This is a genomic window from Acidobacteriota bacterium (genome assembly GCA_029861955.1).
In the GTDB taxonomy this organism is placed as follows: Bacteria; Acidobacteriota; Polarisedimenticolia; order Polarisedimenticolales; family Polarisedimenticolaceae; genus JAOTYK01.
This window is the reverse complement of record JAOTYK010000020.1, coordinates 27,470-54,260: the sequence shown is the minus strand read 5'-3', so window position 1 is coordinate 54,260 and position 26,791 is coordinate 27,470. Positions and strand designations below refer to the sequence as shown.

16 protein-coding genes are annotated in these 26,791 nt (G+C 61.0%); 14 read left to right on the top strand and 2 right to left on the bottom strand.

The features are described from left to right. The first annotated feature begins 68 nt into the window (after positions 1–68). The 5 genes from OES25_11280 to OES25_11260 all read left to right on the top strand — a co-directional run bounded on the left by OES25_11280 (position 69) and on the right by OES25_11260 (position 7,673). Complete coding sequence (locus tag OES25_11280; protein ID MDH3628220.1) at positions 69–2,873, top strand: S8 family serine peptidase; 2,805 nt, start codon at positions 69–71, stop codon at positions 2,871–2,873. A gap of 103 nt (positions 2,874–2,976) precedes the next feature. Next, positions 2,977–4,956 (top strand): CRTAC1 family protein, encoded by a 1,980-nt coding sequence (locus OES25_11275; GenBank protein MDH3628219.1) that lies wholly within the window; start codon positions 2,977–2,979, stop codon positions 4,954–4,956. A gap of 60 nt (positions 4,957–5,016) precedes the next feature. Further along, on the top strand, positions 5,017–5,763 hold the full coding sequence (locus tag OES25_11270; GenBank protein MDH3628218.1) for an SAM-dependent methyltransferase: 747 nt from the start codon (positions 5,017–5,019) through the stop codon (positions 5,761–5,763). 4 nt (positions 5,764–5,767) lie between these two features. Then, positions 5,768–5,974 carry a hypothetical protein gene (locus tag OES25_11265; GenBank protein ID MDH3628217.1) on the top strand — a complete coding sequence of 69 codons (207 nt, stop codon included), beginning with the start codon at positions 5,768–5,770 and terminating at the stop codon, positions 5,972–5,974. Beyond that, positions 5,964–7,673 carry a Na(+)/H(+) antiporter subunit D gene (locus OES25_11260; GenBank protein ID MDH3628216.1) on the top strand — a complete coding sequence of 570 codons (1,710 nt, stop codon included), beginning with the start codon at positions 5,964–5,966 and terminating at the stop codon, positions 7,671–7,673. Before OES25_11265 ends, OES25_11260 begins: the two co-directional genes overlap by 11 nt. Here OES25_11260 and OES25_11255 read toward each other — a convergent pair. Continuing rightward, complete coding sequence (locus OES25_11255) at positions 7,638–9,344, bottom strand: PQQ-binding-like beta-propeller repeat protein (GenBank protein MDH3628215.1); 1,707 nt, start codon at positions 9,342–9,344, stop codon at positions 7,638–7,640. The two genes, OES25_11260 and OES25_11255, sit on opposite strands and share 36 nt — an antisense overlap. Positions 9,345–9,475: 131 nt before the next feature. Here OES25_11255 and OES25_11250 point away from each other — a divergent pair, with 131 nt between their 5' ends. Together OES25_11250 and OES25_11245 are read left to right on the top strand one after the other, a co-directional pair. After that, the gene (locus tag OES25_11250; GenBank protein MDH3628214.1) at positions 9,476–10,768 is read left to right on the top strand and encodes an FAD-binding oxidoreductase; all 1,293 of its coding nucleotides are present in this window, start codon (positions 9,476–9,478) and stop codon (positions 10,766–10,768) included. A 57-nt stretch (positions 10,769–10,825) separates the two neighbouring features. Continuing rightward, positions 10,826–12,043, top strand: coding sequence for an SGNH/GDSL hydrolase family protein (locus OES25_11245; protein MDH3628213.1), 1,218 nt, complete (start codon positions 10,826–10,828; stop codon positions 12,041–12,043). Here OES25_11245 and OES25_11240 read toward each other — a convergent pair. Beyond that, entirely contained in the window at positions 11,997–12,335 is a 339-nt protein-coding gene (locus OES25_11240; protein ID MDH3628212.1) for a hypothetical protein, read from the bottom strand. The genes OES25_11245 and OES25_11240 overlap by 47 nt on opposite strands. Before the next feature lie 222 nt (positions 12,336–12,557). Here OES25_11240 and OES25_11235 point away from each other — a divergent pair, with 222 nt between their 5' ends. The 7 genes from OES25_11235 to OES25_11205 all read left to right on the top strand — a co-directional run bounded on the left by OES25_11235 (position 12,558) and on the right by OES25_11205 (position 26,735). Continuing rightward, positions 12,558–15,143 carry a serine/threonine-protein kinase gene (locus OES25_11235; protein MDH3628211.1) on the top strand — a complete coding sequence of 862 codons (2,586 nt, stop codon included), beginning with the start codon at positions 12,558–12,560 and terminating at the stop codon, positions 15,141–15,143. Positions 15,144–15,153: 10 nt separating this feature from the next. After that, entirely contained in the window at positions 15,154–16,197 is a 1,044-nt protein-coding gene (locus OES25_11230) for a hypothetical protein (GenBank protein MDH3628210.1), read from the top strand. A gap of 19 nt (positions 16,198–16,216) precedes the next feature. After that, positions 16,217–19,060, top strand: a complete 2,844-nt coding sequence (locus OES25_11225) for a HEAT repeat domain-containing protein (protein ID MDH3628209.1) — start codon at positions 16,217–16,219, stop codon at positions 19,058–19,060. 16 nt (positions 19,061–19,076) lie between these two features. Continuing rightward, on the top strand, positions 19,077–19,481 hold the full coding sequence (locus OES25_11220) for a cyclic nucleotide-binding domain-containing protein (protein ID MDH3628208.1): 405 nt from the start codon (positions 19,077–19,079) through the stop codon (positions 19,479–19,481). Beyond that, entirely contained in the window at positions 19,481–21,340 is a 1,860-nt protein-coding gene (locus tag OES25_11215; GenBank protein MDH3628207.1) for a metallophosphoesterase, read from the top strand. The genes OES25_11220 and OES25_11215 overlap by 1 nt, the downstream gene beginning before the upstream one ends. A 77-nt stretch (positions 21,341–21,417) precedes the next feature. Next, positions 21,418–25,107, top strand: a complete 3,690-nt coding sequence (locus OES25_11210) for a malectin domain-containing carbohydrate-binding protein (protein MDH3628206.1) — start codon at positions 21,418–21,420, stop codon at positions 25,105–25,107. Next, positions 25,098–26,735, top strand: coding sequence for a hypothetical protein (locus OES25_11205; GenBank protein ID MDH3628205.1), 1,638 nt, complete (start codon positions 25,098–25,100; stop codon positions 26,733–26,735). The genes OES25_11210 and OES25_11205 overlap by 10 nt, the downstream gene beginning before the upstream one ends. The last annotated feature ends 56 nt before the right edge of the window (positions 26,736–26,791 follow it).

Below are 26,791 nucleotides of genomic sequence, written 5' to 3'. Positions count from 1 at the left end.
AGGCCTCGATTTTCTCAGATTTCTGCGTATCCGAAGTGAAAATCGTTCGGTGACGGTACGATACCGGTATGACGACGGTTGCCAGGGGTCGACTCCGGTCGACCATCATGCTCGCGCTGTTACTTGCTTTCGCCGCAGGTAGCTTTGCCGATGACGCCGCCGAGATAGCCAAACGTCACTCAATGGTTCGGGTCGCTCACGACAATGCCGTGGACGAAGGGCGAGTGCGATTCAGGGTTGCCGCATTCGACCCCGTCAGGGACGGTCTACCGGATCTGACACAACGGATCCCCGATGGCCCTCCCCTTCGGGCCCTGAGTGGGTCGCGGGCGCCGCTATGGATTCAGTACGACTCGCCATGGACGCCGGAACGCCGACAGGAACTCGAACGCGCCGGCGTCCGTTTTCTCGGCGCGATTCCCAACAATGCGGCGATCGTTCGTCTTCCGAACGGCATGGATCACAATGCATTGCACACACGACCCGGTGTGCGATTCGTCGCCGACTTCTCGGCCGAACTCAAGTTCGGCGACGACCTCGAGGAACTCCTTCGTCTGGGTTCTGCAGAGTCGGCCATCCAGCTGGATGTTTCTTTGTTTGCCGACGCGACGCCGAAAGCCATCCTGGATGCCATCGCGACTGCATTCGATCGTGCACTCGTGACCCATGTCGAGTCCGCTGCCCCATACCGTATTCGACTCCGCATTCCGACCGATCGTCTGAATCGGCTTATCGCCGCCCTGGCTCGCGATCCCGACGTCCAGTTCGTCGAACTCGTCTACGACGCGAAGCTTCACAACGATCAGTCGGCGTGGATCGTGCAGTCCTATGATCGAGTCAACGGCCCGCTGGAAGCGATCGAAGCGTCGCCACGACCGTACGCGCAAAGCGCGACCATCTGGAACAAGGGGCTCCACGGTGAGGGCCAGATCGTTGCAGTGGCGGATACGGGGTTCGAGACCGGGACCTGCTTCTTCAACGACATCAGTCACGGCGTGTCGCCCCAGACCGTCTTCCCTCCCGGGGCATTGGCGACGGACCCGCTTCATCGCAAGATCGTCGCCCTCAATGGCATCACTCCCACCGCCTACACGTCGGATGATGCGTTCCGGCATGGCTCGCATGTCGCGGCGACGCTTGCCGGTGACGACCTCACAAACCTGGTCGGCCCCGGTTCGGCAGGTCACGACCACGGTGACGGCATCGCGCCGGCCGCACGACTGATCCTTGAGGACATCAGCGTCGCCGTCGACTCGAACTGCGGCGTCTCGATCGGCATCGTATCGGTCGAGGATCTCCTGCAGCAGCAGTACGACGCCGGCGCACGAATCTCCAATAACTCCTGGGGTACCAGCAGCCCAACGTACAGTTTCACGGAGGAGAGAATCGACCGGTCCGTGCGTAACAACGAGGACTTCCTCGTTGTCTTTTCGTCGGGGAACGACGGAACCACAGGAATCAACGGGCCGGCGCAATGCAAGAACTGCGTGGTCGTCGGTGCGACGGAGAACTGGAACACCGACTTCATGGATGTGTTCGGGGGATTGGATCCCGAGAACATGACACGCTTGAGTAGCGTCGGGCCCGCCTCCGACGGCCGAATGCGGCCCGACGTCGTGGCCCCCGGTTATTTCGTCTATTCCAATCGTTTTCCCAATCAGTACATCTCCGATGAAAACGATCCGATGTGCGTCGGCGATCCTGCCGAAGTGTGCGTGACGGGGTTTGGTGGATGCTACGTGATCGACACGGCCGCAACCTGCGGCGTCGAGCTACTCCTCGGAACGAGCATGTCGACGCCCATCGTTTCGGGGCTCGGCGCCCTGACCCGGCAGTACTTCGTCGATGGCTTCTATCCGACCGGAGTCGCGACGCCTGCGGACTCATACAATCCGAGCGCGGCGCTGATGAAGGCGATCCTGATCAACAGCGCACGGAACCTCACCGGCAGGAAGATGGAGCGGAGAGGTACGCCTGCCGATCACGGCGCACTGCCTGACGCTCCATCGATCATTCAGGGTTGGGGTCGTCCTGTTCTTGACGATGCCCTGTTCTTTGCCGGCGATTCGCGGCGACTGCGGTTGATCGACATTCCCAACAGCCAAGGACTGACGACCGGTACGTTTCATCGCTCGACCCATCGCGTGATCTCCTCGGGTCAGCCGCTCAAGATGACGTTGGTTTGGACTGACCCACCCGGAGTCCCGGCTGCCGGCGCGGCGCTGATCAATAACCTGGACCTGGTCGTTACGGGACCTCACGGAACGCTCTATCGAGGCAATCGATGGACGGTCGATGACATCCATACCGTGGGGGACGTTCGATCGCTTGCCTACGCTGCGGGGAGCGACGCCGTCAACAACGTCGAGGGCCTGTGGCTGCCATCCCCCGCCGCCGGGAACTACACGGTGACCGTCGTCGGGGCCAGCGTGCCGGGCGATCTCGACTCGATGACGCAGGGATATGCGTTGGTTATCACTGGGGCCGTCGGTGATCCGACCGCCCCACCGGTGCCGGACGGTACCGTCGGAACACCGCTCCTGGCCGACCGCGCGGACGTGTCGGGAAGCTCCATTGACGTCACCTACGATTCATCGACTTGCGGAGCGGCCAGGTTTCATCTGCTGTACGGGGACCTGAGTTCTGTAGGCGTTCCGACGGTAGACGGTTCGCTCTGCGACCTGGGGCCATCGGGCGAAAGGACCTGGAACGATGTCGCGGCGGGCAACCTCTGGTTCCTCGTCGTCTCCGGGACGGTCGAGGGGCTCGAGGGACGGTGGGGGGCCCGAAGCGACGGCTCTCCCCGAGATGGCGGTGTCCCGTCGGGTCATTGCGCGTCCGTGCAGATCGATACGGCGACGACTTGCCCCTGATCGCTGCGTTTCTTGAACTCGCGGAATTTTCCAGCGGTCAGATCGGCGTTTTCGCTTACCTTATACAGATAAGGCAATCGGGTGTCCCTGGGGGGGAGAGACCATGGAAAGACGCCTCCGCCGGCAACGGCGGCTGGGTGTGTGTACCTGCTATTTGATCTTGGGTGCGCTTATCACGGTGGCCCATGCCGAGGCGGATTTCACCGAGGTCGGTGGCCTCCGCGGCATCGGCAGCTACACTCAGGAAGAGGGACAGGGCGGCGGCATTGCCGCCGCGGACTTCGATAACGACGGCGACATCGACATCTTCGTTCCCTCCGCGGCGGGAGTCGCCGATCAGCTCTATCGGAACCTAGGACCGGGCATCTACGAGGAGATCGGCTTCGCCGCAGGTCTCGACTCCACTGCCAGCAGCCGGTCTGCGCTGTGGGTCGACTACGACGGCGATCATCTCCTCGACCTCGTCGTCACCGCCGACTGCTGGAAGTTGCCGGACGAATGTGCGACGACGAAACGCATTCGGCTGTACCGCCAGGTGTCCGACGCATCGTTTGCCGATGTAACCACCGGCTCGGGATTGGTGGGACTGTTTCCCGTCGATCCGGATAGCCACTCGGCGGGCGTGAGTGCGGGAGACTTCGACGGCGACGGCTTTCTCGACCTTCTGTTTCGTGAATGGGAAGGACCGACCGTTCTTATGAGAAACAATGGGATGGGTGGGTTCACCGACGTGACCGCCAGCTCCGGTATTTCCCAGTTCTTTGCCGGGCACTGGCAGGCGATGATCCATGATTTCGATGGGGACGGTTCGCAGGACATCTACTCGGCGATCGACTTCACCACAAATCGACTCTGGATCAACGACGGCAATGGAAACTTCACCGATCAGGCGGTCAGCGCCGGCGCCGACAACGACATGAACGACATGGGGGTGAGTCTGGCGGACTGGGACAATGACGGCGACCTCGACATCTACGTGACCAACATCAAGATCAACGGTCTTCACAACGTGTTCCTTCGCAACGATTCCACCGTCGGGACCCTGGCATTCACCGAGATTGCCGCGTCTCTGGGTGTGGACGATGGCGGCTGGGGCTGGGGCACGACGGCCGTCGATGTGGACAACGATGGTTGGCTCGACCTGGTCGCGACCAACGGGTACGACCAGGGGTCGTTTGTCTCGGATACGTCGCGGGTTTTCCTGAACTCGGCAACAACCCCACTGGCGTTCACCGATGTCTCGGCAACCAGCGGTTTCAACGATGCCTTCTGGGGCAGCGCCCTGGTGGCGTTCGATCACGATCGTGACGGCGATCTCGATCTACTGCAGACCTGCGCGCCGGGTGGTCCGGCACCCGCCGATCTCCGACTCCTGGACAACCAGAGCACGCTGGCGGCGTCCAACAAGTATCTTGTGGTCCAACCACGGATGTCGGGAACCAATCATCGAGCGATCGGCGCGGTGGTTCGGATTACCGTCGGCAGCCAGCAGATGATGCGGTTGATCAGCGCGGGTAGTAGTTTCCTCGGCCAGGAACCGGCGGAGGCGTTTTTCGGAGTCGGGGACGTTCTGATCGTCGATCAGGTCACCGTCGAATGGCCCGATGGCACCACGACGCAACGAACCAACGTGAATCCCAATCAGGTCCTGTTGGTCACCACGGGACCCGACGCCGACGGCGATGGCGTCGCGGATTTCGCCGACCCCGATGACGACAACGACGGCACGATCGATTCCCAGGACTGTCTTCCACTCGACGACCAGGCTTGGAGTCTTCCGCAAGCGACGGGCTCGCTCGTGATGACGGCATCGAATCCAGCGACCCTCGAGTGGGGCGCTCCGCCGCTGCCGGGGTCTCTCTCCTGGACCTTCGATACGATTGCGACATCGGTCGCCGACGACTTTCTTGGAGCCGCTAGCTGCCTCGAGTCCGCCGGCGTCGATACTCAGACCGTGGATATGGATCCGGCTCTACCCGGCTCGATTCGCTACTACCTCACCCGTGCCACGAATCTATGTGGCCATGGGGATGGGGGCATGACAAGTGGAGGCGCGGCTCGCACCGTACGTAGTTGCCCCTGATTCGTTACCCGGCACCGATACAACGTGGTATTTTGTGGCTTCTAAACGGGAGCCCACGACATGCGAACGCCTCTACTGTTGCTGCTACTCATTCTTGGCGTGGGACTGGCGTCCGGAGCTGATTCGCGACCGAAGGACGACCTGGCTCGCGACGCCGACCGGAAGCCGATTGAGGTCCTCAAGTTCTTCGGAATCGTGGACGGCATGAGCGTCGTCGACCTACAGGCCGCGAAGGGTTACTACACGGAACTGCTTTCGTCGGCTGTGGGCTCGAGTGGATCCGTCATCGCGCAGAACAACAACTTCGTTCTCACGCGGTTTGCGGAGAAGCCGCTGAGTCAGCGCATCGCGCGACTGGAGGCCGCCGGGGTTCACAACATCACACGACTCGATGCCGAGTTGGATGAACTTGAATTACCCGCAGGCCTCGATGCTGCGGTCTTCGTCCGTTTCTATCACGACCTGTACTGGCTTCCGACCCCCGACGGCGACAAGAATGATCGAGCCGAGTTTCTTCGAAGAGTTCATGACGCTCTGGTGCCCGGCGGCATCTTCGGCGTCATCGACCATCATGCGGAAGCGGGGTCGGGAGATCGCGACGCGGTCGATCCGCGCGAGGGGTTACACCGAGTCGACGCCGAGTTGGTCATGGCGGAGATCCTCGCCGCAGGGTTCGTACTCGATGGCGAATCGGATCTTCTGAGCAACCCGGACGACACGCGAGACTGGAATATTTTTGCCGACGATGCGATCAACCGAGACAAAACCGATCGCTTCGTCTGGAGATTCATCAAGCCACGGGAGTGACCCGGTGAATCGAATCCTCTGGCTGTTGTTTGCTGTCTGTGTCGTCGTGCTCGGTGCGGATTTCTTTTACCATAAGCACGGCCACTTCAGCTTCGAGAACATCTTCGGCTTCCACGCCCTCTTCGGCTTCACCACGTTCTTCGGTCTCGTGTTGGTTGGCAAGCAGTTGCGCAAACTTCTGATGCGTGACGAGGATTACTATGATCGATAGCCTCCCGCCGGCGTCGATCCTGATTCTGGGAGCGTTTCTCGTTCCGCTGTTCCGTGGTCGACTCCAGCAGCTGTATCTCGTTGCGCTTCCGGTTGTCAGCCTCTTGCATCTGCTTTCGTTGTGGTCGGTAACTCCGGGTCCCTATCTCACCGTCGTTCTCTTCGATCACCCACTTACGCCGGTTCGTATCGACGGACTCAGCCTGATATTTGGCCTGATCTTCCACATCGTCCTGCTCCTCAGCGTTATCTACTCGCTCCATGTCCGCGACAGCGTCCAGCACGTTGCAGGCCTCGTCTATGCGGGGGCCGCGATCGCCGCAGCGTTTGCCGGCGATCTGATCACGTTGTTCGTCTTCTGGGAACTGACCGCCATCTCGTCGGTCTTCCTCATCTGGGCCAGCCGCAGTGAGCGATCGTATCGTGCGGGACTCCGCTACCTGATCATTCATGTGACGTCAGGAGTGCTGTTGCTCGCCGGCGCCGTCTTTCACTTTCGGGCGACGGGCTCGCTTGCGTTCGATCATCTGGGACCCGGCACCCTGGGAACCAACCTGATCCTGGTGGCATTCGGGATCAAGTGTGCGTTCCCGTTCCTGCACAACTGGTTGCAGGACGCCTACCCCGAGGCGACGATCACCGGAACGGTCTTCCTCAGCTCGTTTACGACCAAGCTTGCGATCTACGCACTAGCCCGTGGCTTCCACGGCATGGACGCGCTGATCTGGGTCGGAGTGACGATGACGATCTTCCCGATCTTCTACGCCGTCATCGAAAACAACCTGCGACGCGTGCTGGCGTATAGCCTCAACAACCAGCTGGGGTTCATGGTCGTCGGGATCGGTGTCGGGTCGAACATGGCCCTCAACGGTACGGTGGCGCACGCGTTCGTCCACCTGCTTTACAAGTCGTTGCTGTTCATGTCGATGGGTGCGGTCCTGCATCGCACGGGGACCGTTGAGGCGTCCAAGCTGGGGGGGCTTTATCGATCGATGCCGTTTACGACCGTCTTCTGCATCGTCGGGGCCGCTTCGATCTCGGGTTTTCCGCTGTTTAGCGGGTTCGTGGCGAAATCATTAACGCTGACGGCCGTCGGCGAAAACCATCTCTTGCTGGCCTCGATGCTCCTGTTGTTCGCCTCGACAGGCGTACTGGAGCACTCGGGAATCAAGATCCCGTATTTCGCATTCTTCTCCCACGATTCCGGGATTCGTTGCAAGGAAGCACCCTGGAACATGTTGGTGGCGATGGGCGCGACTGCGGTCTTGTGTGTATTCATCGGAGTCAACGCAACACCGCTCTACAGCATCTTGCCGTTCCCGGTGGATTACGCGCCCTACAATCCGTTCACCGTCGCGCACGTTGTTCCCCAGCTACAGCTGCTCTTTTTCGCGATTCTGGCGTTCTGGGCGCTGCAACGAACCGGTCTCTACCCGCGCGAGATTCCATCCGTCAACCTGGACACCGATATTGTCTACCGCAAGTGGCTGCCCGCCATGGTGCGCGGTATCGCCCGGGTCGTAAGTCACACGCAGCGTTCGATGTCGGCGATGGTAACGGCCCGCGTCGAAGGAACCCTCTCGAGTGTCGAGAGGCACTACGGTCCGGCGGGCGCCGTTGCTCGGTCGTGGGCCACCAGCACCTCGATGCTCTGGATCCTGCTCTTACTTGTCACCTGCCTCGTTCTCTACTACGGGTGACTGTGGGGCGTTGCAGCCCTTATCGAAGACAACCTTCCAGGTGTCGGTCGACTCTCGTCGCCAGATCGAATTGAAGCTGCCGATGACGGTGCCGCTCGCATCGATGACCGGGCCCGAGCTGTGGGCCAGGTCTCCGGAGTCCAGCACCTCGACCAACTCCGGCTTCCACGAGAACGGCGCGTCAGGACCCTCGTAGAGCGGCTTCCAGGCCGCCTGAACCGCGTCGCTCCCACGCAGTATTCGTTGGTTGACGAAGAAGATCGCCTCGTCCGCAAGGAACGACGCAAACGCATCGTGATCTCGATCGGACATCGTCTTTGCAAACGCGACCTCGGTTTGCCAAACCTGGTCTTTCAGGGTGGCCGCGGACGCGGTGGGTTTTTTCCTGATGTCGTAGATGAACAGGTTGTCCTGCTCACGCAGGTAGAGCTTTCCATTGGCGATCACGGGATGCGACCAGCTGAACTGACGAACGTCGGGAATCATGAACGAACCATGTTCCCTGTACGCATCCGCAGTCGCCTCGACCAGCACCATCAGCCCGTTCTCGTAACGAAGATAGAGACGGCCGTCGGCGAAAGCGATCGCAGCGGAGCGACTTCCTTCGTTTCTTGCGGGCCCCCATTTCACATCGCCGGACTTCAGATCCACGGCGATGGGGAAACCCTTGTTGTGCCCGGTTCCGGTGAAGATCGTACCGCCATCGAGGATGAGACCCCCGTGATGGTTTTGAAGCGTATCCGCCTCGAGGAAGTAGACCTCATCGGCGGACCACGCCCCCTCGTTCTCTCCGATCTTCAAGAGTGCCGACCCGGTGCCATAGCCCGTCGAGGCAAACACATGGTCGCCGTCGATGATCGGAGTTGGGATATTCGCGATGTCGTTGGCCACGCGGTTGTATCGCCAGAGCGCCTTACCGCTATCGGCCTCGATCCCGATCACACCGCGGCCGACAAGCTGGACGTACTGTCGAACACCGCCGGCCTCCGAGATCACGGCGGACGAGTAACCCGCTCCATCGGCTCCCCTCTCGCCGAACGTGCCGGCGGGCGTTCGCCAGAGCTCCTCGCCGGTCTTCGCGTTCAGTGCGACGACGAGGGCATCGCTGCCGCCGGGAGTGACGATGACCCGACCATTGTCGACCAGCGGGGATTCGGCGTACTTCCAGTCGTACTGCCCCATCGCCTTCATCAGTGATCCGCCGAACTCCTTGACAAGATTTCGCTTCCACTGGATCGAACCATCGGTCGTTCCCAGGCAGAAGACATCGGACTCGGTGGTCACCAGATACAGACGGTCGTCAACGACGGTCGGTGTCGAGCGGGACCCGATGTACTTGTCCTCGTGGATCGGTCCTACGAGAGTCTTCCAGAGGATCTTGCCGCTGGCCGTGTCGATGGCCATCGCATGTTGCCCATCGGCCAGATCTCCCAACGTGTAGACGCGGTCGCCAACCACGGCGACGCTGGAGTAACCCGAACCCAGCCCCGCAATCTTCTGAGTAAGTTCCGGTCCATTCTCGGGCCAGGTCTGCAAGAGCCCCGTCTCTGCGGCGCGACCGTCTCTCGCCGCGCCGCGCCACTGAGTCCAGTCGCCGGCGTGGGTCAAGAACAAACAGGAACAACACGCGAAGACGGCCAGTGCGCGACGGATTGCGATAGTTTTGGTCATCGAGGACTCCCGGGATTGAGTTCATGAGCTCCAATAGACGCTTCCATTTTACTGTGGTTGATGGTTGGACACCAAGTTCCACTCCCGGTTCCGTCTGACGGTGCGCTAAGCTGAGAGGCGGAGGTCAGATCATGAGAGCGCTCATTATCGGTGCCGGCGTGATCGGCTGTTCGGTGGCGTTCCAGCTGCAGCGCCGCGGCTGGGATGTCGTGGTTCTGGACAAGAACGGCGATGCCGGTCATGGCTCGACTTCCTCATCCTGCGGAATCGTCCGTCGCTTCTACTCACAGCCAGGCATGATCGCCATGGCCCACGAGTCCGCATCGATATGGGCCGACTGGCAGAACTTTCTGGGTCCCATCGACGACGACCTGGCGCGATTCATCCGTCCGGGGATGATGTTCATCCCGCCCAAGATCGATGAATCGGTCCACCAGACGATTGCCGCGATGAAACGTGTCGGTGTCGCGGTCGAGCTTCTGTCGCCCGATGACATCGGCGCCCGTTTCCCGTTCCTGGCGACCCAATCGAACCACCCGGCAAAACCCACCGATGACGACAGGTTCTTCGACGAGACGGGACGACGGCTCGAGGGTGCGGTCTTCGAGGAGGATGCCGGCTACGTCGTCTCTCCCGGCGTGGCCACGTTGAACCTTCGTATGGCGGGAGAGCGGGAGGGCGTCCGGTTCGTATTGAACACCGAGGTGACCGCCATCGAGCGCACATCGGAGGGGGCGTTCTCCGTCACATCCAGTGACGGAAAGCGACACGAATCCGATGTGGTCCTGAATATCGCCGGCCCGCACTCGGGCCATGTCAATCGGATGGCCGGTGTCACATTGCCGCTGGAGACACGGGCACTACGACGAGAGGTACACGTCCTGCGAAACCCGCTCGCCGCCAGCGGGGACGAGGCGGCGCTCCCCATCGTCGGTGACCTGGACGGTGGGATCTACTTCAGACCGGAAAGTGGCGGCAAGGATGTTCTCGTCGGCTCGACGGAGCCCGCGTGTGACGAACCCGAGTGGATCGACGACCCCGACGACTTCGATCACGGAACGTCCGATCTCTATCGCGAGCGACAGTGCTGGCGGCTGATGAAGCGCTTTCCCGAGGTCGCGTACGGGCCGGCTCGTGGCCTGGGTGCACTCTACGATGTGACAGTCAAGGACTGGTACCCGATCGTGGACCGGACGGATCTTCCGGGCTACTTCGTCTGCATCGGATCCAGCGGTTCTTCGTTCAAGACGGCGCCGATTCTGGGAGAGCTCGTCGCGGGACTCGTGGAGGCGCAGCGGGACGGGCGGGACACGGACAAGACACCGCTGATTCTGGACCTGCCACGGATCGGCACGACGGTGGACTCAGGGTTCCTCTCGCGTCTCCGGGCGGGTAACGCTTCCAGCGGAACGGTCATCGGCTAGTGGGACAGTTTTGCGGGTTCCAAGATCGTTGTCGGGTCTCTCCTGTAGACTTGCGCCGTGAGCGACGCCAAGTCAGCCCCTGCCCGTCGATCGTTCCGCAGTCGCCTGCGTCGCGTGGCGCAAATCGCGCTGCTTCTTGCCGGCTCGCTCACGATCATGCTGTTGCTGGCCGAGGTCGCGACTCGTCTACTTTCGGACATCGGCCCGCCGATTCGGGTCCGCGATCGCGAGATCGGCAATCGCTATCGCCGGAATCACGAGACCGAGCGATTCGTTCCCGAGGGCGATCGCGTCGTGGCCCTACGCTTCAATCGAGACGGCTTCCGCGGGCCGGATCGGGAGCCCCTGAAGCCGGAGAACACCTGCCGCGTCGCCGTAATCGGCGATTCTCATATCGCCGCCATCGCGACGCCGGAAGAGCAGACCCTCGTTTCCAGATTGGAGACCTTGCTGGAGGATGGGGACACCCATCGACGGTGGGAGGTGTTCAACTATGGCGTCTCTGGTGGAAGCACGGCTCAGGAGATGGTTGTCTATCAAAAGATCGCCTCTCGCTATGACCCCGATATCGTCGTTCTGGCGTTCTTCGACGGGAACGACCTATCGGACAACTCTCACGAGTTGAGCAGCAGCCCTCGCATCTACATGGAGTTGGATTCCGAGGGTCGGTTGCGTCAACGCGCACTCTCGGCACGCATCAACCCGTACTCGGCATGGCTCGGCCGCAACAGCCGCTTTTACGTCTGGCAGAAGCACAGCTTTCGTATCCTGAAGGCGAACCTTCGCAAGAAGTCCCGGGTGCTGGGTCCACCTCGTCGTCAGTACGCCTACTCGACGGAGGGTCGCAAGGATGTCGAGCGCGCCTGGCGTCTTACGGAGGCACTTCTAACGACGTTCAGGGATCAGGTCGAGAGCGATGGGCGCCGGTTCTTGCTGGTCGTCATACCGACCGGCGATCGAATGTTCGCGGATATCTGGGAGGCCGGTCTGGGGCGACTGGAGCACGTCGAACGCGGCGAGGCTTCGCGACGCTTGCGGGAGATCGTGGATCGAGGAGCGATCGACACGGTCTTTCTGGAGGAGCCGTACGAGCGGCACATCGCGGGCCGCGAGTCAGACGACGAAGCGGCTTGGGTACACTTCAATTCCGACGGCCATATCAACGAACGCGGGAGTGAAATTGCCGCCGAGGCGATCCGCGACCGACTGTCGGTCGCGGATCCTCAACTCAGTGACTGCTCACAGCCTTTTCGGCCTGCGCAAGAGCCGCTTTGACACTCATGTCATCGGGCATCTCTTCTGCAGCTTCCTTACAAGCGGCGAGCGCATCTTCCCAGCTCTGGGCAGCGGCAAGTTCCAGGCACTTCTTGACCGGGCTGTCCGCCATCTCTTCGGTGGCTTCGTCCACGGCTCCCTCGGCCATATCGGCGGCGTCATCGACGGCGTCGGTGGCGGCATCCTTGACGGCGTCCGCAGCGTCTCCTATCGATCCGGCGTCGTCACCAGAACCACAACCAAACGCAACCAGACAGACAAGCATGAACAGCATTATCATTGACTTCTTCATGATCCGGGCTCCCTCTAGAGTTAGTCTCATGGTCGGATCGTAGCATGATCGTTGCGGCCCGTCGGCGGGTCCTCGCGGACGTCGGGATTCGTCTTTGAACAGAAGCCCCGTCTACCCTGAAACGTGGGTATATAGGTGCAAAAGACGAGGCCCTGCGTCATGAGAGATGTTGACTTAGGTGGGGACGCGACCCTCAACTAGACTCCTGGAGAGGAAACACGGATGGAAAGCGAGTACCAGTGTCCTAACTGTGGCGGGCCCATCCCCAAGGAGTCCGCCGACTGCCCCACCTGTTTGATGCAACTCGCACTCGATACTCCGGATGTGGAGCTCCCGAGATCGGCGGATTCGAATCAAACGGAACTCGAAGAGAACACCATGATCGGGCCCTACCGGATCATCCGACTCCTCGGCGAGGGCGGGATGGGCCGCGTCTATCTTGCGCAACAATCGGAACCGGTTTCGCGCCAGGTCGCCATCAAGGTCATCAAGCACGGCATGGATACCGAGCAGGTCGTTGCGCGCTTCGAGGTCGAGCGCCAGGCGCTGGCGCTCATGGACCATCCGTCGATCGCCCGGGTCCTCGAGGCCGGGAAGACCGATGCCGGACTTCCGTACTTCGCGATGGATTACATCGAGGGCGAGCCGATCACGGACTATTGCGATCGCCATCGTCTCGCACTGCCCGCACGACTGGATCTGTTTGTTCAGGTCTGTGACGCGATCCAGCATGCCCATCAGAAGGGCGTGATCCACCGCGACATCAAGCCCTCGAACGTCCTCGTGGCAGAGCAGGACGGCAAACCGCTCTGCAAGGTCATCGACTTCGGTGTCGCCAAGGCGATCGAACTGCGATTGACAGAGCGTTCGCTGTTTACGGAGATTGGTGTCCTGATCGGTACACCCGAATACATGAGTCCCGAACAGGCCGAGCTGAAACTGATCGACGTCGACACGCGATCGGACGTCTACTCGCTCGGTGTGTTGCTCTACAACCTGATCACTGGCTTCCTCCCACTGGAGCGGGAGGAGCTTCGCGAGGCGGCCCTCGGAGAGGTACTTCGCCGGGTCCGGGAGGATCGTCCTTCGCGTCCCAGTACGCGAATCAGTGAGGCCGGCGCCAAGGCGATCGATCCGGCCAACCTGAGGCGATTGGACGCCTCGGCCCTCCAGCGGCTGGTGTCCGGCGATCTCGACGTGATCACGTTGAAGGCGTTGGAGAAGGATCGGGACCAGCGGTACAGCTCGCCTGCGGAACTGGCCGCCGACCTTGGTCGTCATCTGCGCAACGAACCCGTCCTTGCCCGGCCCCCGAGTGCGGTCTACCAACTCCGCAAGTGGATCCTGAGGCACAAGCTATCGGCGGCGATGGCGGTGTTGATTCTGGTGGGTTTGATCGGTGTCACGATCGCCATGACTGTCCTGTACGGAAACTCTCAGCGAAATCTCGGACGCGCCCTGGAGGCGGAATCGACGCACCGTGAGGTTTCCCAATTCATGGTGGGTGTCTTCGACGTGTCCCATCCGTCGGTTGCCCGAGGAAATAGCGTCACCGCCCGTGAACTGCTGGACCAGGCGCGGGCGCGGATCTCGTCGGAACTGGGCAGTCAACCGGAAGTGCAGGCGACCTTGATGGCCACGATGGGTGAGCTGTACTTCCAGCTAGGCTTGTTGGATCGGTCGGTCCCGCTTCTCGAGGAGGCGGTCGATCACCTTACGACGCTGCGTGGGTCGGAACACGAAGAGACACTGCGCGCGACCTCGACCCTCGGTCAGGTCCTCGGCCGACAGGGTGAGTGGGATAACGCGGAAGCGATGATGCGCGAGGTTCTGGAGTCTCAGCAACGCGTTCTGGGAGCGGAAAATGTCGACACGTTAATGACGCAGGGGAATCTCGGCTCTTTCTATCTTCAAGCCGGACGGCTCGACGAAGCGGAGGCCCTACTGGAATCGACGCTTGCGTCCGAACGACAGGTATTCGGGAACGAGTACGAACAGACGTTGAACTCGATGAACAACCTGGGTCAGTTATACATAAGGCAAGGCCGATTTGAAGAGGCAGACACGCTACTAAATGAAGCGCTCGAGACCTTCCGCCGGGTCTTCGGTGACGATCACCCGGGGACCCTCTACCCGCTCTACAACCTTGGAGAATCTCAGCGAAGACAGGGGAATCTGGCCGGGGCCGAGCCTCTCATGATCCAGTCGGTTGAGGCCAACGAACGAATCCTCGGACCCGATCACTCTGAAACGCTTGGCGCGCTCAACGGACTCGCGATCCTCTACGCGCGGCAGAGTCTGTTCGATAAGGCAGAGCCCGTCTGGCTCGACGTTCTCGCACGACAAGAGAAACTTGGCCGCTCCGACCATCCCGACACGCTCAGCTGGGCAGGAAATCTGGCCTACATGTACGGCGCATCGGGGCAACCGGAGAAGGCCGAGCCGCTTCTCGTCTCGGTTCTGAAGAGCAAACAGAACACCATGGGTGTACTGCATCCCAAGACTCTGAACTCACTAATGAACCTGGTCGAGATCTATCGCACGACCGGTCGGCCGGAGCTGGCGGAACCTCTCCTTGTCGACACGATCGCCACCTGGCGAGACACGCCGTCGGAGCGCAGTCCGATGATCGGAGTTACGCTGTACAACCTGGCCAACGTGATGCGTGACAATGGGCGCTACGCGCAGGCGGAAGTGTTGTACGACGAGGCACAGGAACTACTGGAGTCGCTAGTCGATGCGGATCACGAGTACCTCAAGGCGAATGCCGACGAGCGCGCGGAGCTTGAACGGAAAAAGAAAGGTTAGGAATCCAATCGTGAAGCAAGAACATCTGGCTCTCTGCGTCGCCTTCGGTCTCTTTCTTGTTGGTTCACTCAGCAGCGCCTCCGACGCCTGCTCGACCGACGCGATCAGGACCGCCGCCGACGTTCACGTCTCCGACGGCACCGACTACAAGACCGAGACCGTCTTCCACTCGGCCGGTGGGGCCGCGATCCGTTTTCTGGGCGATGAGCTGTCGGTGGTCGCCGTCGAGGGGCCGGTCGCCTGGACCAGCACCGACGGAACGGCTAGTCCCGGCGAGGCGTTCCATGGCGGGTTCGCGATGGGACATCAGGTGCATGCGTTGCTACTGCACTTCGAACAACAGGTCGAGAACGTCCGTCCCACGGAGACTATTCGGTTCAACGACGCCGAGCGTTCGGGTCTAACCGGAGACTACCCCCATGGCGGTCTGCTGCACCTCATCGAGGGAGAGAGTGTGTCGAGTCCGGCCGGATTACTTCTCGAAGCGCCGGACGGGATGCGTGTCGAGATGCGGTTTTCCGATTGGCGGGAGCTCGATAATAAGAACCTCCCCTACCTCGTTCAGATCTATGACGGCCAACAGACCTTCGACTACACATACACCAAGATCGAACTGGCAACCGAGACCGCCGACTGGTTCTACGATCAGCTTCCGGCGCCCGACCTCGACCGGGTCCAGATTTACCGACTGCACCGAACGTTGCTTCTTGCGCATTGCCTCGGTGATGCGGATTTGATGGGTAGCCTCATGACCGCGCAAAACGTCATCGCCGGTCGAGGCGAGCTCACGACTACGACTCCCGAGGAGACGAAAGAGCGTTTCAGCTCGGTCTTCGACGCGCTCGATTACACCGGTTATCACGATCTCACCGAGCCGCAGATCGAGTTCTCTGCCGGCGACGGCATCGGCTGGATTGCCGTCGAGGTTCGTGCCGTCGGAACGGAGAAGGCCAGCGGCGAGACGTTCGACAGCCAGTGGGCCTGGATCATGTTGGTGAAGGAGATCGACGGCACCTGGTTGCACGCCGGCAACGCCTCCAATCGGAAGAGTTGATCCCTGCTATCATCGCCCGATGCGCGGGCGTCTATCAAAGAGTTTCCGGAAACTGGTGCGCGGATTTGGTGTCGAGATGCGGCCCGGCGAGGGCGCGATCGCGGTCACCCTGTTTGCGTATTTTTTTCTGATCATCACCTTCCAGTACGTCAGCAAGAGTGTTCGCCAGGCGACATTCATCGATCAGCTCGGCGCGGAACAACTTCCGCTCGTCTACGTGATCCTGGCCCTCGCGACAATACCGATCTTGTACGTCTATGGTCGAGTTGCCGACCGAGTCCAGCGTCAGACGCTCGTCGCTTCGACATCGGTCATCGTCGCGGCAACCATGGTCGGATTCTGGTGGTTGTACGGGTACGACGCCGCGTGGATCCGGGTGGCGTTCTATGTCTGGATCTCGATCGTTTACGTCTTGAACGTCAGCCAGTTCTGGTCTTACTCACATCATGTTCTCGATCCACGACAGGCCAAGAGACTCTTTGGTTTCATCGGTGCCGGTGGTCTCCTGGGTGGGGTCGTCGGTGGTCAGTTTGCCCGAGTCGCGACACGCCTCGTGGATACGCGGTTCGCGTTACTGGTAGCAGCGGCATTCCTGATCATGACCGCCGGTCTGGTGCTGTGGCTTCAACACCGCTTTCGACCTGAATCCGACGTGCCCCAGAGCAACTCGGTCGCTGCCAAGTTCGAGCAAGCCCGCGGCGGCATGTCCGTGGTTCTCGGGTCCAGACATCTACGTCTGATCTCCGCGATCATGTTGCTGACAATCGTCGTCGCCAGTGTGGTGGACCTGCAGTTCAACTGGGCGATGGACGTGGCCACCGCAGATCTTGACGAGGCCAATCGTCTGGGAGCATTGACGGGAGGATACGGCAACTTCTACACGCTGATGGGCTCGGTGGCGCTGATCGTGCAACTCCTGTTTGCCGCCAGAATCCACCGGCGACTCGGTCTCGGCGTTGCCATGGGAATTCTTCCGGTGACGCTTGCCCTTGGGACTGCCGGACTGTTCGTTGCCGCCAGCTTGCTTCCGGCGGCGATGCTCACTGTTTGCCGACTTCTCAAGATTGGCGAGGCGGGCATCCGTTACTCTCTGGACCAGACAACCCGCGAGCTGCTCTTTCTCCCTGTTCCGGCCGCTGACCGGGTCAAGGCAAAAGCCTATATCGACGTCTTCGTCCAGCGTTCCGGCAAGGCGTTGGGCGGGATCCTACTTCTGCCGGTCACCCTCGGTGTCGTCACGGTCGTCGGTGCGGGTTGGATCAGTCTGGTGTTGATCGTAATCTGGTTGATCGTCATCGTAAGCACGCGCCGAGAGTACGTGACTCTGTTCAGAGATTGCCTGAAGCGACGAGCGATCGATACCGCGCTGCCGATTGATGTGTCGGACGGAACGACGCTTCAGGTTCTCACCCAGTCACTTGCCAGCACCGACCCACGTCAGGTTCAACACAGTATCGAGATTCTCGGTGCCAATGACCGCGGGAACCTCGTAATGCCGCTGCTGCTACTCCACGACGATGTCGACGTCCGGCTTGCGACGCTTGACGCACTGGCGAAATCGAGGCGGACCGACGCCGTCAGTCAGGTCGAGCAACGTCTTGGCGATGACTCGCCGCAGGTGCGAGCCCGGGCGATTCGTACTCTCGGAGCGTTGACCCAGAAAGGCGCCAGCGAGATCGCAAGCATCCATCTGCGGGATTCCGAAGCGAGCGTCCGCGCGGCTTCCGCCGTCTGCGCGTACAACGACGGGGATGATGATCTTCGAGAGCGAGCCAGCGTCATCATTGATACGTTGGCCGACGACGCGGACCCCATCATTCGCGTCGAGGGGGCACGGGCGATCGGAGGGGTCCACGGCGAGCGATTCCGCCCGCAACATGTGCGTCTCCTCTACGACCGCGACCGGCGGGTGGCTCGCGCTGCCATCCTCGCTGCGCGTCACATCGTAGAACGAAGTGGTTTCGTTCAGGTCTTCCCGCCGATTCTGGTCTCGCTCTTACAGGATCGACGGCTCAAGCATGTCAGTCGCTCGGCCCTGGTGTCGTTCGGCGAATCGGTCCTTCCGACGCTGATCCATTTCATGGAGGACCGCGACGAATCTCTGTGGGTTCGTCGTGCGCTGCCGAAGACGATCGCCCTCATCCCCTCGCCGCGAGCTCGGGTGTCGTTGATCAACAGTCTGCCGATCCTCGATGATGTCTTCCTGAGACGGAAGATCGTCGAGGCTCTGAGTTCCGTGACCCGGGAGGATCTCTCCCGCGACGACCGGCAGCCGGTCGTCGCTGCCGTCCGGGACGAGGCCGAACGATACCGAGTGAGCCTCACGGATCTGTGTTCGCTGCAGATCCACAAGGGAGGATCGTTTCACGGTCCACTGTTTCACATCAACGGTGACGACGGTCCCAACCTGTTGGGGCGACTCCTCACCGAGAGAATGGCGGATAGCGTTCGGAACATTTTCGGGCTCCTGGCTTTGATCCACCCGGCCGCCGATATCAAGGCTGCCCATCGCGGCGTCATCAGTCCCGCCAGGTCAAGTCGTGCGCAGGCGTTGGAGTTCCTGGAGAACGCTCTCGAACGCCCGCTGCGCCGCATCATCTTCTCTGTCATCGGCGATGAACCGACCGAGGACAGGGTCGGATCGACGCCCTCTCGTGTTGACACTCTTCGCAAGATGATCGAGCATCCGGTGGCCAGAAGTGCCGATGGCGAGTCCCTGGCGGTCGCCGCGATGTATACGGTGCACTGCGAGGGCCTGTCGGCACTCTATCCGGCGATTGAATTGCATTTAAAGAATCAGACATCGCCACTTCTCAGGGAGACTGCGCAATGGATTACCCGTCGCGCAGAGCCTGATAGCTAACCAGAAAGAACCCACCGTGCCGGAGCTTACCCAGATCGAAAAGGTCGTATTTCTGCAGAGCGCCCATCTATTTGCGTTCTGCAAGGCAGAGCAGGTTCTGCGTATCGCGTCGATCGCAACGGAACGCTCGGTGGAATCCGGAGTCACGATCATCGAGGCTAATCAACCGGCCGAGTGTCTGCACTGCATCGTGCGGGGCACGGTCGAGTTGCGCGGCCCGTCGGGAGTGAGCGAAGCCTTGCCGCTCCAGACACTGGATATTCGTGATGTTCTGACGGGTCGGCTGCGGACCGTCGGTGCCGTCGCCCAGACGGACACTCTGCTGCTCTCCATCGATGTCGAAGATTTCTTTGACCTCCTCGCCAATGACATCGAAATCGTCAAGGCGCTCTTTCGCCAGTTTCTCTCGGAGGCCAAGTGATGACCCGACGTGTCGTGTTGCTTCTTCTCCTGGTGCTCGTCTGGTGGTCTGCCGCTGTCGTTGCGGACGAACCGGATTGCGATCGTGTGTTCGCGATCGGAGACATTCACGGTGGGGTCGACGCGCACATCTCGATCCTGCAGGAAATCGGTCTGATCGATAGCGACCGCAATTGGACGGGGGGGCAATCGTGTCTCGTGCAGACAGGTGACTATGTGGATCGAGGCGAGCGTTCTCGGGAGGTACTGGATCTCCTGATGAAACTCGAGGAGCAGGCTGCCGGGCGACTCGTCGTTCTTCTCGGCAATCACGAGATCATGAACATCGTCGGTGATCTTCGCTATGTCCGGGAGGGTGAATTCACCGCCTTCGCCGCCGAAGAGACCACGGCCGAGCGCGACGCCGGATTCCAGAGTTTCCGAACCCTGCCAGCTGTTCAGAGACTGGCCGAGAAGGAGCAACGCGCGAAGTTCGAGAGCGACTTCCCCGCAGGGTGGTTTGCCCATCGTCGGGCGTTCTCGCCGGAGGGTCGGTACGGGGCGTGGCTCTCATCAAAGCGTCTCGTTGCACAGATCCTGGATAGCGTCTTCCTCCACGGGGGACTCAGCCTCCGCGATGCGACGACCGGCGTGGACGCACTGAACGAGAACATGCGGCGGGATCTTCGCCGATATCTCGATCTACGGAAGCAGTTGGCCGCGGGAGGGATCGTCCACGCACTGGTGCCATACGGGGATGCATGGAAGACGGCTAGCGCCTGGTTGGAGAGTGCCTCAAGTCGCGGCGCCGCAAGGAAGGAGCTCGTCGAAGGATTCCTCTCGTTGCGAGAGGCCGCTATCTTCCGTGGCGACGGCCCGGTCTGGGATCGGCGCCTGGCCCTGGAGGCACAGGGTGCCTACGAAGAGACGGTCACGAAGATCCTCGATGCGGTTGGGGCTAAGCGGATTGTAGTCGGCCACTCGGTAACACCCGACGGTCTCATCGACGGCCGTTTCAGCGATCGGGTCTTTGCGATCGACACGGGCGCCGGGCCGGCCTACGACGGGCAAGTCTCGACTCTTGAGATCACGCCGCAGGGTGGAACACGAGCGATCTACATCGGTCGAGCGACGACGATGTCCCGACCCGATCAGGGCTGGCTCGAGCAGGCGTTGTTGAACGGAGACGTTGTCGAAAGCCGACCGATCGGCGTCGGCGTCACCGGCGCAAACAAGCTACGTCTCGAGTGGGATGGCGTCAGCCTGTCGGCGGCTCAGAAGACCGTCGAGATCGAGGAACGCGGAATCAAGAAGTTCTCCGACAAGGTGGAGTTCAACTTTACCGATAGTTACCGGTATGAGCGGGCGGCCTATGTTCTCGATCAGCTGCTCGGCATGAACATGGTCCCGGTGGCCGTTCACCGAAAGATCGGAACGGACGAGGGGGCGGTGATCGAGTGGATCGAGGACTGCATCACGGAGGAACATCGGATTGCTCACGATCTGAAGCCGGAGGATCCGAGTCTCATCACTCAGGGCGAGTCGATGCTAAATCTCTTCGATGCGTTGATCTTCAACACGGACCGCAATCGTGGCAACCTGCTGTGGACCCACGATTGGGAGCTGTACCTGATCGATCATTCCCGCGCGTTTCGTCAATCGAAGAAACTGCCGAAGACGTTCATGGATGTGACGGTATGGTTGCCACGCCGGGTTCACGAACGACTCAAGAACCTCAGCGACGAGACGCTCCTGACCGAACTGGATGGACTCCTGGACAGGACCCGCATCAAGGCGATCATGAAGCGTCGCGATCTGATTCTGGCGAAGATCGAGAGCGATCGGAAGCGATTCGGGGACAAGAACGTCTACATCCCGTGACCCGCTCCATTCGGCGCTGCCAACTCCGCTAATTGACCGTAAGTTCCACCGAAGAATCAAAACAGGGGGGGAACCAGATGATCAGGCGCCACGCGTGTCGGGCCGTGATCGGGTTCGTGGGTTTTCTCTGTCTGGCCCTTAGCATTCCGGGCGCGCTGGCGCAGATCAGTTTCTCCTCCAGCGGTCTGTCCGGGGCCACAGTCAACAATCCGACATCGATCGAGTTCGGACCCGATGGGCGACTCTACGTCTCGCAACAGAACGGATTGATCCATGCCTACACGATCTCGCGAGTCGGCCCCAGCAGCTATCAGGTGACCGCCACCGAGACGATCGCCGACATCCAGAGTACTCTGAACCACAACGACGATGGCGGAGGCAGCACCCTGACCAACCGTCAGGTGACGGGGTTGATGACGGCGGGCACTCCGACCAACCCGGTGCTCTATGTCACGTCGTCCGATCCACGGATCGGAGCCGGGGGTGGTGGAAACGACTCCAACCTGGATACCAACTCCGGTGTCCTCAGTCGACTGACGTGGAACGGGACTAGCTGGGATCGGGTTCACCTGGTTCGCGGTCTCCCCCGCTCCGAAGAAAACCATGCCACCAATGGAATCGATCTCGATTCGTCGACAGGGATTCTCTATCTGGCAATGGGTGGCCACAACAACATGGGCGCGCCCAGCAACAACTTTGCGCAGACACCGGAGTACGCGTTGTCGGCCGCAATTCTCTCGATCGATCTTAACGTCATCGAGGCGTTACCGACACTGGTTGACGGAGAGGGCCAGAGCTACAAGTACGACCTCCCGACATTGGATGACCCGCTGCGCCCCGGGGATCCCGAACCGGAAGATCCGTTCGGTGGAAGCGACGGGCGGAATCAGGCGATCATCGTTCCCGGTGGACCGGTCCAGGTCTACGCACCCGGTTTTCGCAATCCGTACGACGTCGTTCTTACGCAGGCGGGAAAGCTGTACACGGTAGACAATGGTCCCAACGGTGGTTGGGGCGGTATACCCGTCGGTGAAGGCACATCAACCTGTACCAACCAAACGAACGAGACCGGCAGTTCAACTTACGGTGACGGACTGCACTACGTATCTGGCCCGGGTTACTACGGCGGCCATCCGCATCCGACGAGAGCCAACCCGGAGGACTCCGGTCTTTACATCTACGAGAACATCGAAGGCACCTGGACACTAGTCGAACAGTACGACTGGCAGCTCGATTTTCCGGTTCCACCGGTCCCGCTTGGGACGGGGAATTCGATCCAGTGTGACTACCAACAACCCGGCGTGGACGATAACTCCCTGGCTGTGATCGGCGCCTCGACCAACGGGATCACCGAATACACGGCGACGAACTTTTCCGGTGTGATGCAGGGCGATCTTCTCTCTGCATCGTTTAACGGAAACATCTATCGGTTCCAGCTTAACGCAATGGGAGATGACCTGCTGGTACCGGAGACGGCGTTGTTCACGGGCTTCGGTGGCCAGCCACTGGATGTCACCGCACAGGGCGACGGCGATCCTTTCCCCGGCACGGTGTGGGCCGCCGTTTATGGGGCGGACTCGGTGGTCGTTTTTGAGCCCGTCGACTTCAACAATTGCAGCGGCGACTATGACGATAGTCTGGACGAAGACTTTGACGGCTTCGACAACGCCGACGAGATCGACAACGGTACCGATCCATGCTCCGGGGGGAGCAAGCCCAACGACAACGACGGCGATTCCGAATCGGACCTCAATGACCCCGACGATGACAATGACGGCATCCTGGACGTAGACGATCCGTTCGCGATCGACGCCGACAACGGTACGACGACGGCGCTACCGGTCCACTACCCGTTCTTCAACGCGGACCCCGGTAGCGGATTCTTCGGCCTGGGATTCACGGGGCTGATGATCAACGGGGCCACGGACTATCTCGACCAGTACGACGAGTTGGTGCTTGCGGCAGGGGGCGCGGCGGGACTGTTTACCGTGGAAGCGGCAACCTCCGGCGACGCGATTGGATCGTCCAACGACCAGGACAACGGTTTCCAGTTGGGAATCGATGTCGATACCAACAGCAGCACCTTCTCGATCCAGACCCGCCTCCTGTCACCGTACTTTCAGGTCGGCGGATCCCCGTCGGTCCCGATCAACTCGCAGTCCTTCGGATTGTTCGTCGGAACCGGCGATCAGGACAACTACGTCAAGGTCGTCTTCGATGCACAGAGCGGCGCCGGAGGCCTGGCCGTCACCTCCGAGATCGGCGGGGTCGACGCGACCTCGACGTTCGATGTCGGTGTGGTGGGCGACGTGCTGAATTCGATCTTCATCGATCTCTACTTCACCGTTGACCCGACGGCGCTGACGGTCCAGCCGACGGTCTCCGTCGATGCGGGCCCATTGATTGACCTGGGACCTCCCCTGGCGATCCCCGCGAGTTGGCTAAATCCTCTCGACGATCAGGGCCTGGCGATCGGGCTGATCTCGACGTCGGTCGGATCCGGTGTACCGTTCGGCGCGACCTGGGACTTCTTCGAGGTCACGGCAGGGCCGGCCGGTATCGAGTGCGTGGTGGATGTTGATTGCAATGACGCCAATGTCTGTACCGTCGATCAGTGTAACGGCGGATTCTGCGAAACTTCGGCCGACTCATCCCTCGTAAGCTGCGATGCCGATGGAAACTCCTGCACCGTTGATTCTTGTGATGGGCTCGGGCAGTGCGTCACCGATGGGCCACTGGCCTGCCCACCATTCCAGACCTGTATGGTCGGAGCGTGTGTCCCGATCCCTGCAGATGACGACAACGACGGCATCGACGACGCCGGCGATCCCTGCCTGGGTGATCCGCGGAATCTCTGTTTCGGCAGTGTGGCCATCGACGGGACGACCAGCCAGGCGATACGAATCAACTCCAGTGTCGGTGCCGGCGGCTCCGGCACCCAGGTTGATTGCAACGGTGACACCTGGATCGCGGACTTCGGTTTCAATACAGGAAATGCTTCCAGTTGTAATCTGGCCAACGGTTGCCCAATCGCGAATCTGGACTCGATCTTCGGACCCGGCTGCGACGGCGATACCGCCACGGAAGCGATCCTGCAGTCGGAGCGCTGGGACGACGCGGCCGCCCCGGAGCTTCTATACGATTTCGATGCGACCGACGGCAACTACGTCGTGAACCTTCTGTTCTCCAATTCCTGGACCGGCTCGACCCAGGTCGGAGAGCGTTTGTTCGATATTCTGATCGAAGGACAGCTGATCTTCGATGACTTCGATCAAGTCGCATCCGCAGGCGGCAGCGGTGCGGCGGTTGTTCGCTCGGCGATCGTAGATGTCACCGACGGCGATGGGTTGCAGATTGAGTTTCAGCACGTGGTTCAGAACCCGGCCATCAAGGGGATCGAGATCCTGACCTGTTCGGTCGCGGTTCCGGGAGACGCCACGACGCTGACCCTGGCAGGTCAGCCCGGTGGCACGGCCCTCAGCTGGACTGCGGCGCCCGGGGCATTCCAGCACGACATCGTTCGCGGAGACCTCACGCTTCTTCGCAACGGAGGCGGTGACTTCGGCTCCGCCACGACCGATTGTCTGGGCGACAGTGTCCCCGGAACGTCTGCTTTGGAGTTAGCAGCTCCGGCCTCAGGGAACGGATTCTGGTATCTGATCCGCGGAACCAACTGCGCCGGCGACGGCACCTATGACGGGTCGTCGCCCGGACAGCAGGGCTCCCGCGATGCCGGCATCGACCTGGCTATCGCATCATGCCCCTGACCGCGTTGATTCTTGGTCTCACGGGCCATCTTCTGATGGGCGGTAGTCCCGTTTGGATCGACAAGAGCGAAGACGAGAGCTACACCGCACGACACGAGTGTTCGTTCGTTCAGGCCGGACAACGGTTTTACCTATTTGGCGGCCGCGAGAACGCACAGACCCTGGACACCTACGACTATGGAGCCGACAGTTGGAGCACGAGTGCCTCTGCGCCGATCCCCTTCAATCACTTTCAGGCTACGGAATACGACGGACTGATCTGGGTCATCGGGGCGTTCAAGACCAACAGCTTCCCGAGCGAGAGTCCAGCCGACGACATCTGGGTCTTCGACCCCGCGCGCGATCTGTGGATGCAAGGTCCGTCGATCCCCGTGGGGCGACGACGCGGCTCCACCGGTCTTGTGATCCACAACGACAAGTTCTATGTCGTCGCCGGCAACACGATCGGTCACAATGGCGGGTATGTCGCCTGGTTCGACGAGTTCGATCCGCACTCCGGAACGTGGACGCCATTGGCCGACGCGCCTGGAGCGCGCGATCACTTCCACGCCAGCGTTTTCGGTGACAAGCTCTATGCCATCGGCGGGCGGCTCTCCGGCGGACCCGGTGGCACGTTCGCGCCGCTGATTGCCGAAATCGACGTCTACGATTTCAACACGAGTAGCTGGTCCCGACTCGGCGCGATGAGCAATCTGCCCACGCCGCGTGCCGCGTCCGCCGTTGCGGCCTTCGCCGGCGAGATTCTGGTGATCGGCGGTGAGGGCAATGGTCAGGCGTATACGACCGTCGAGGGGTTCGACCCCGGCGCGGACACCTGGAGCACGCGTGCGTCTCTCAACTACGCGCGTCATGGCACCCAGGCGGTCGTCTCGGGTCAGGGTGTCTATGTCACCGCAGGATCACCCAATCAGGGTGGCGGCAACCAGCGGAACATGGAGGTCTACAACGTCGACCTACCTGTCGGTGTTGCGAGTGTCGCGGGTGAACTCTCGGGTCCGATCGCCGCCACGGTTAGTAGCGTGACACCGTCGACTATCGTTCTGACACATTCCGCCGGGAACGAGGGTGTATTCGTCAATAGTGTCGATCTCGGTGGAAGCGATGCGGACGACTTCTCGATTGTGACCGATGTTGCCAACCCCTTTCTCATTCGCACGGCGACCGACCACGGAATCGTCGTCGAGCACAACGGCGTCGCGGAAGGGGCCTTGGCCACACTGGACGTCACCTACGCCAACAGCCAGACGCTGAGCGTTGCATTGACTGGGACGCTGACGTCAGGCGTACCGGGTCGCGTCGATACGCTGCAAGTCGAAAAGATCGGGTCGGCACTCCAACTCACCTGGGGCGAAGATTGCGGCGGTGGCGATCGATACGGTGTCTACCGAGGCGATCTGTCCGTCGGCTACAACTCCCTCACGATCGAGAGTTGCGATATCAGTGGGACGACGACATCGATCCCTGTCGGGGCGCCGGCCGGCGAGTTCTTCCTGATCGTACCCGTCCTGGGTACGGCCGAGGGAAGCTACGGGCGGGACGGGGCCTGTGGGGAGCGACCGGATGCCCTCGCCTCCTGCCACCCACAGACGACCACCGACCCCTGCGCCGCGTCCTGCGGTGGCCTCTAAATCCGGTCCTTTTCGACGCTTCTTGCCTCTTCCGGCCCACGAACCAAGGTTTAACG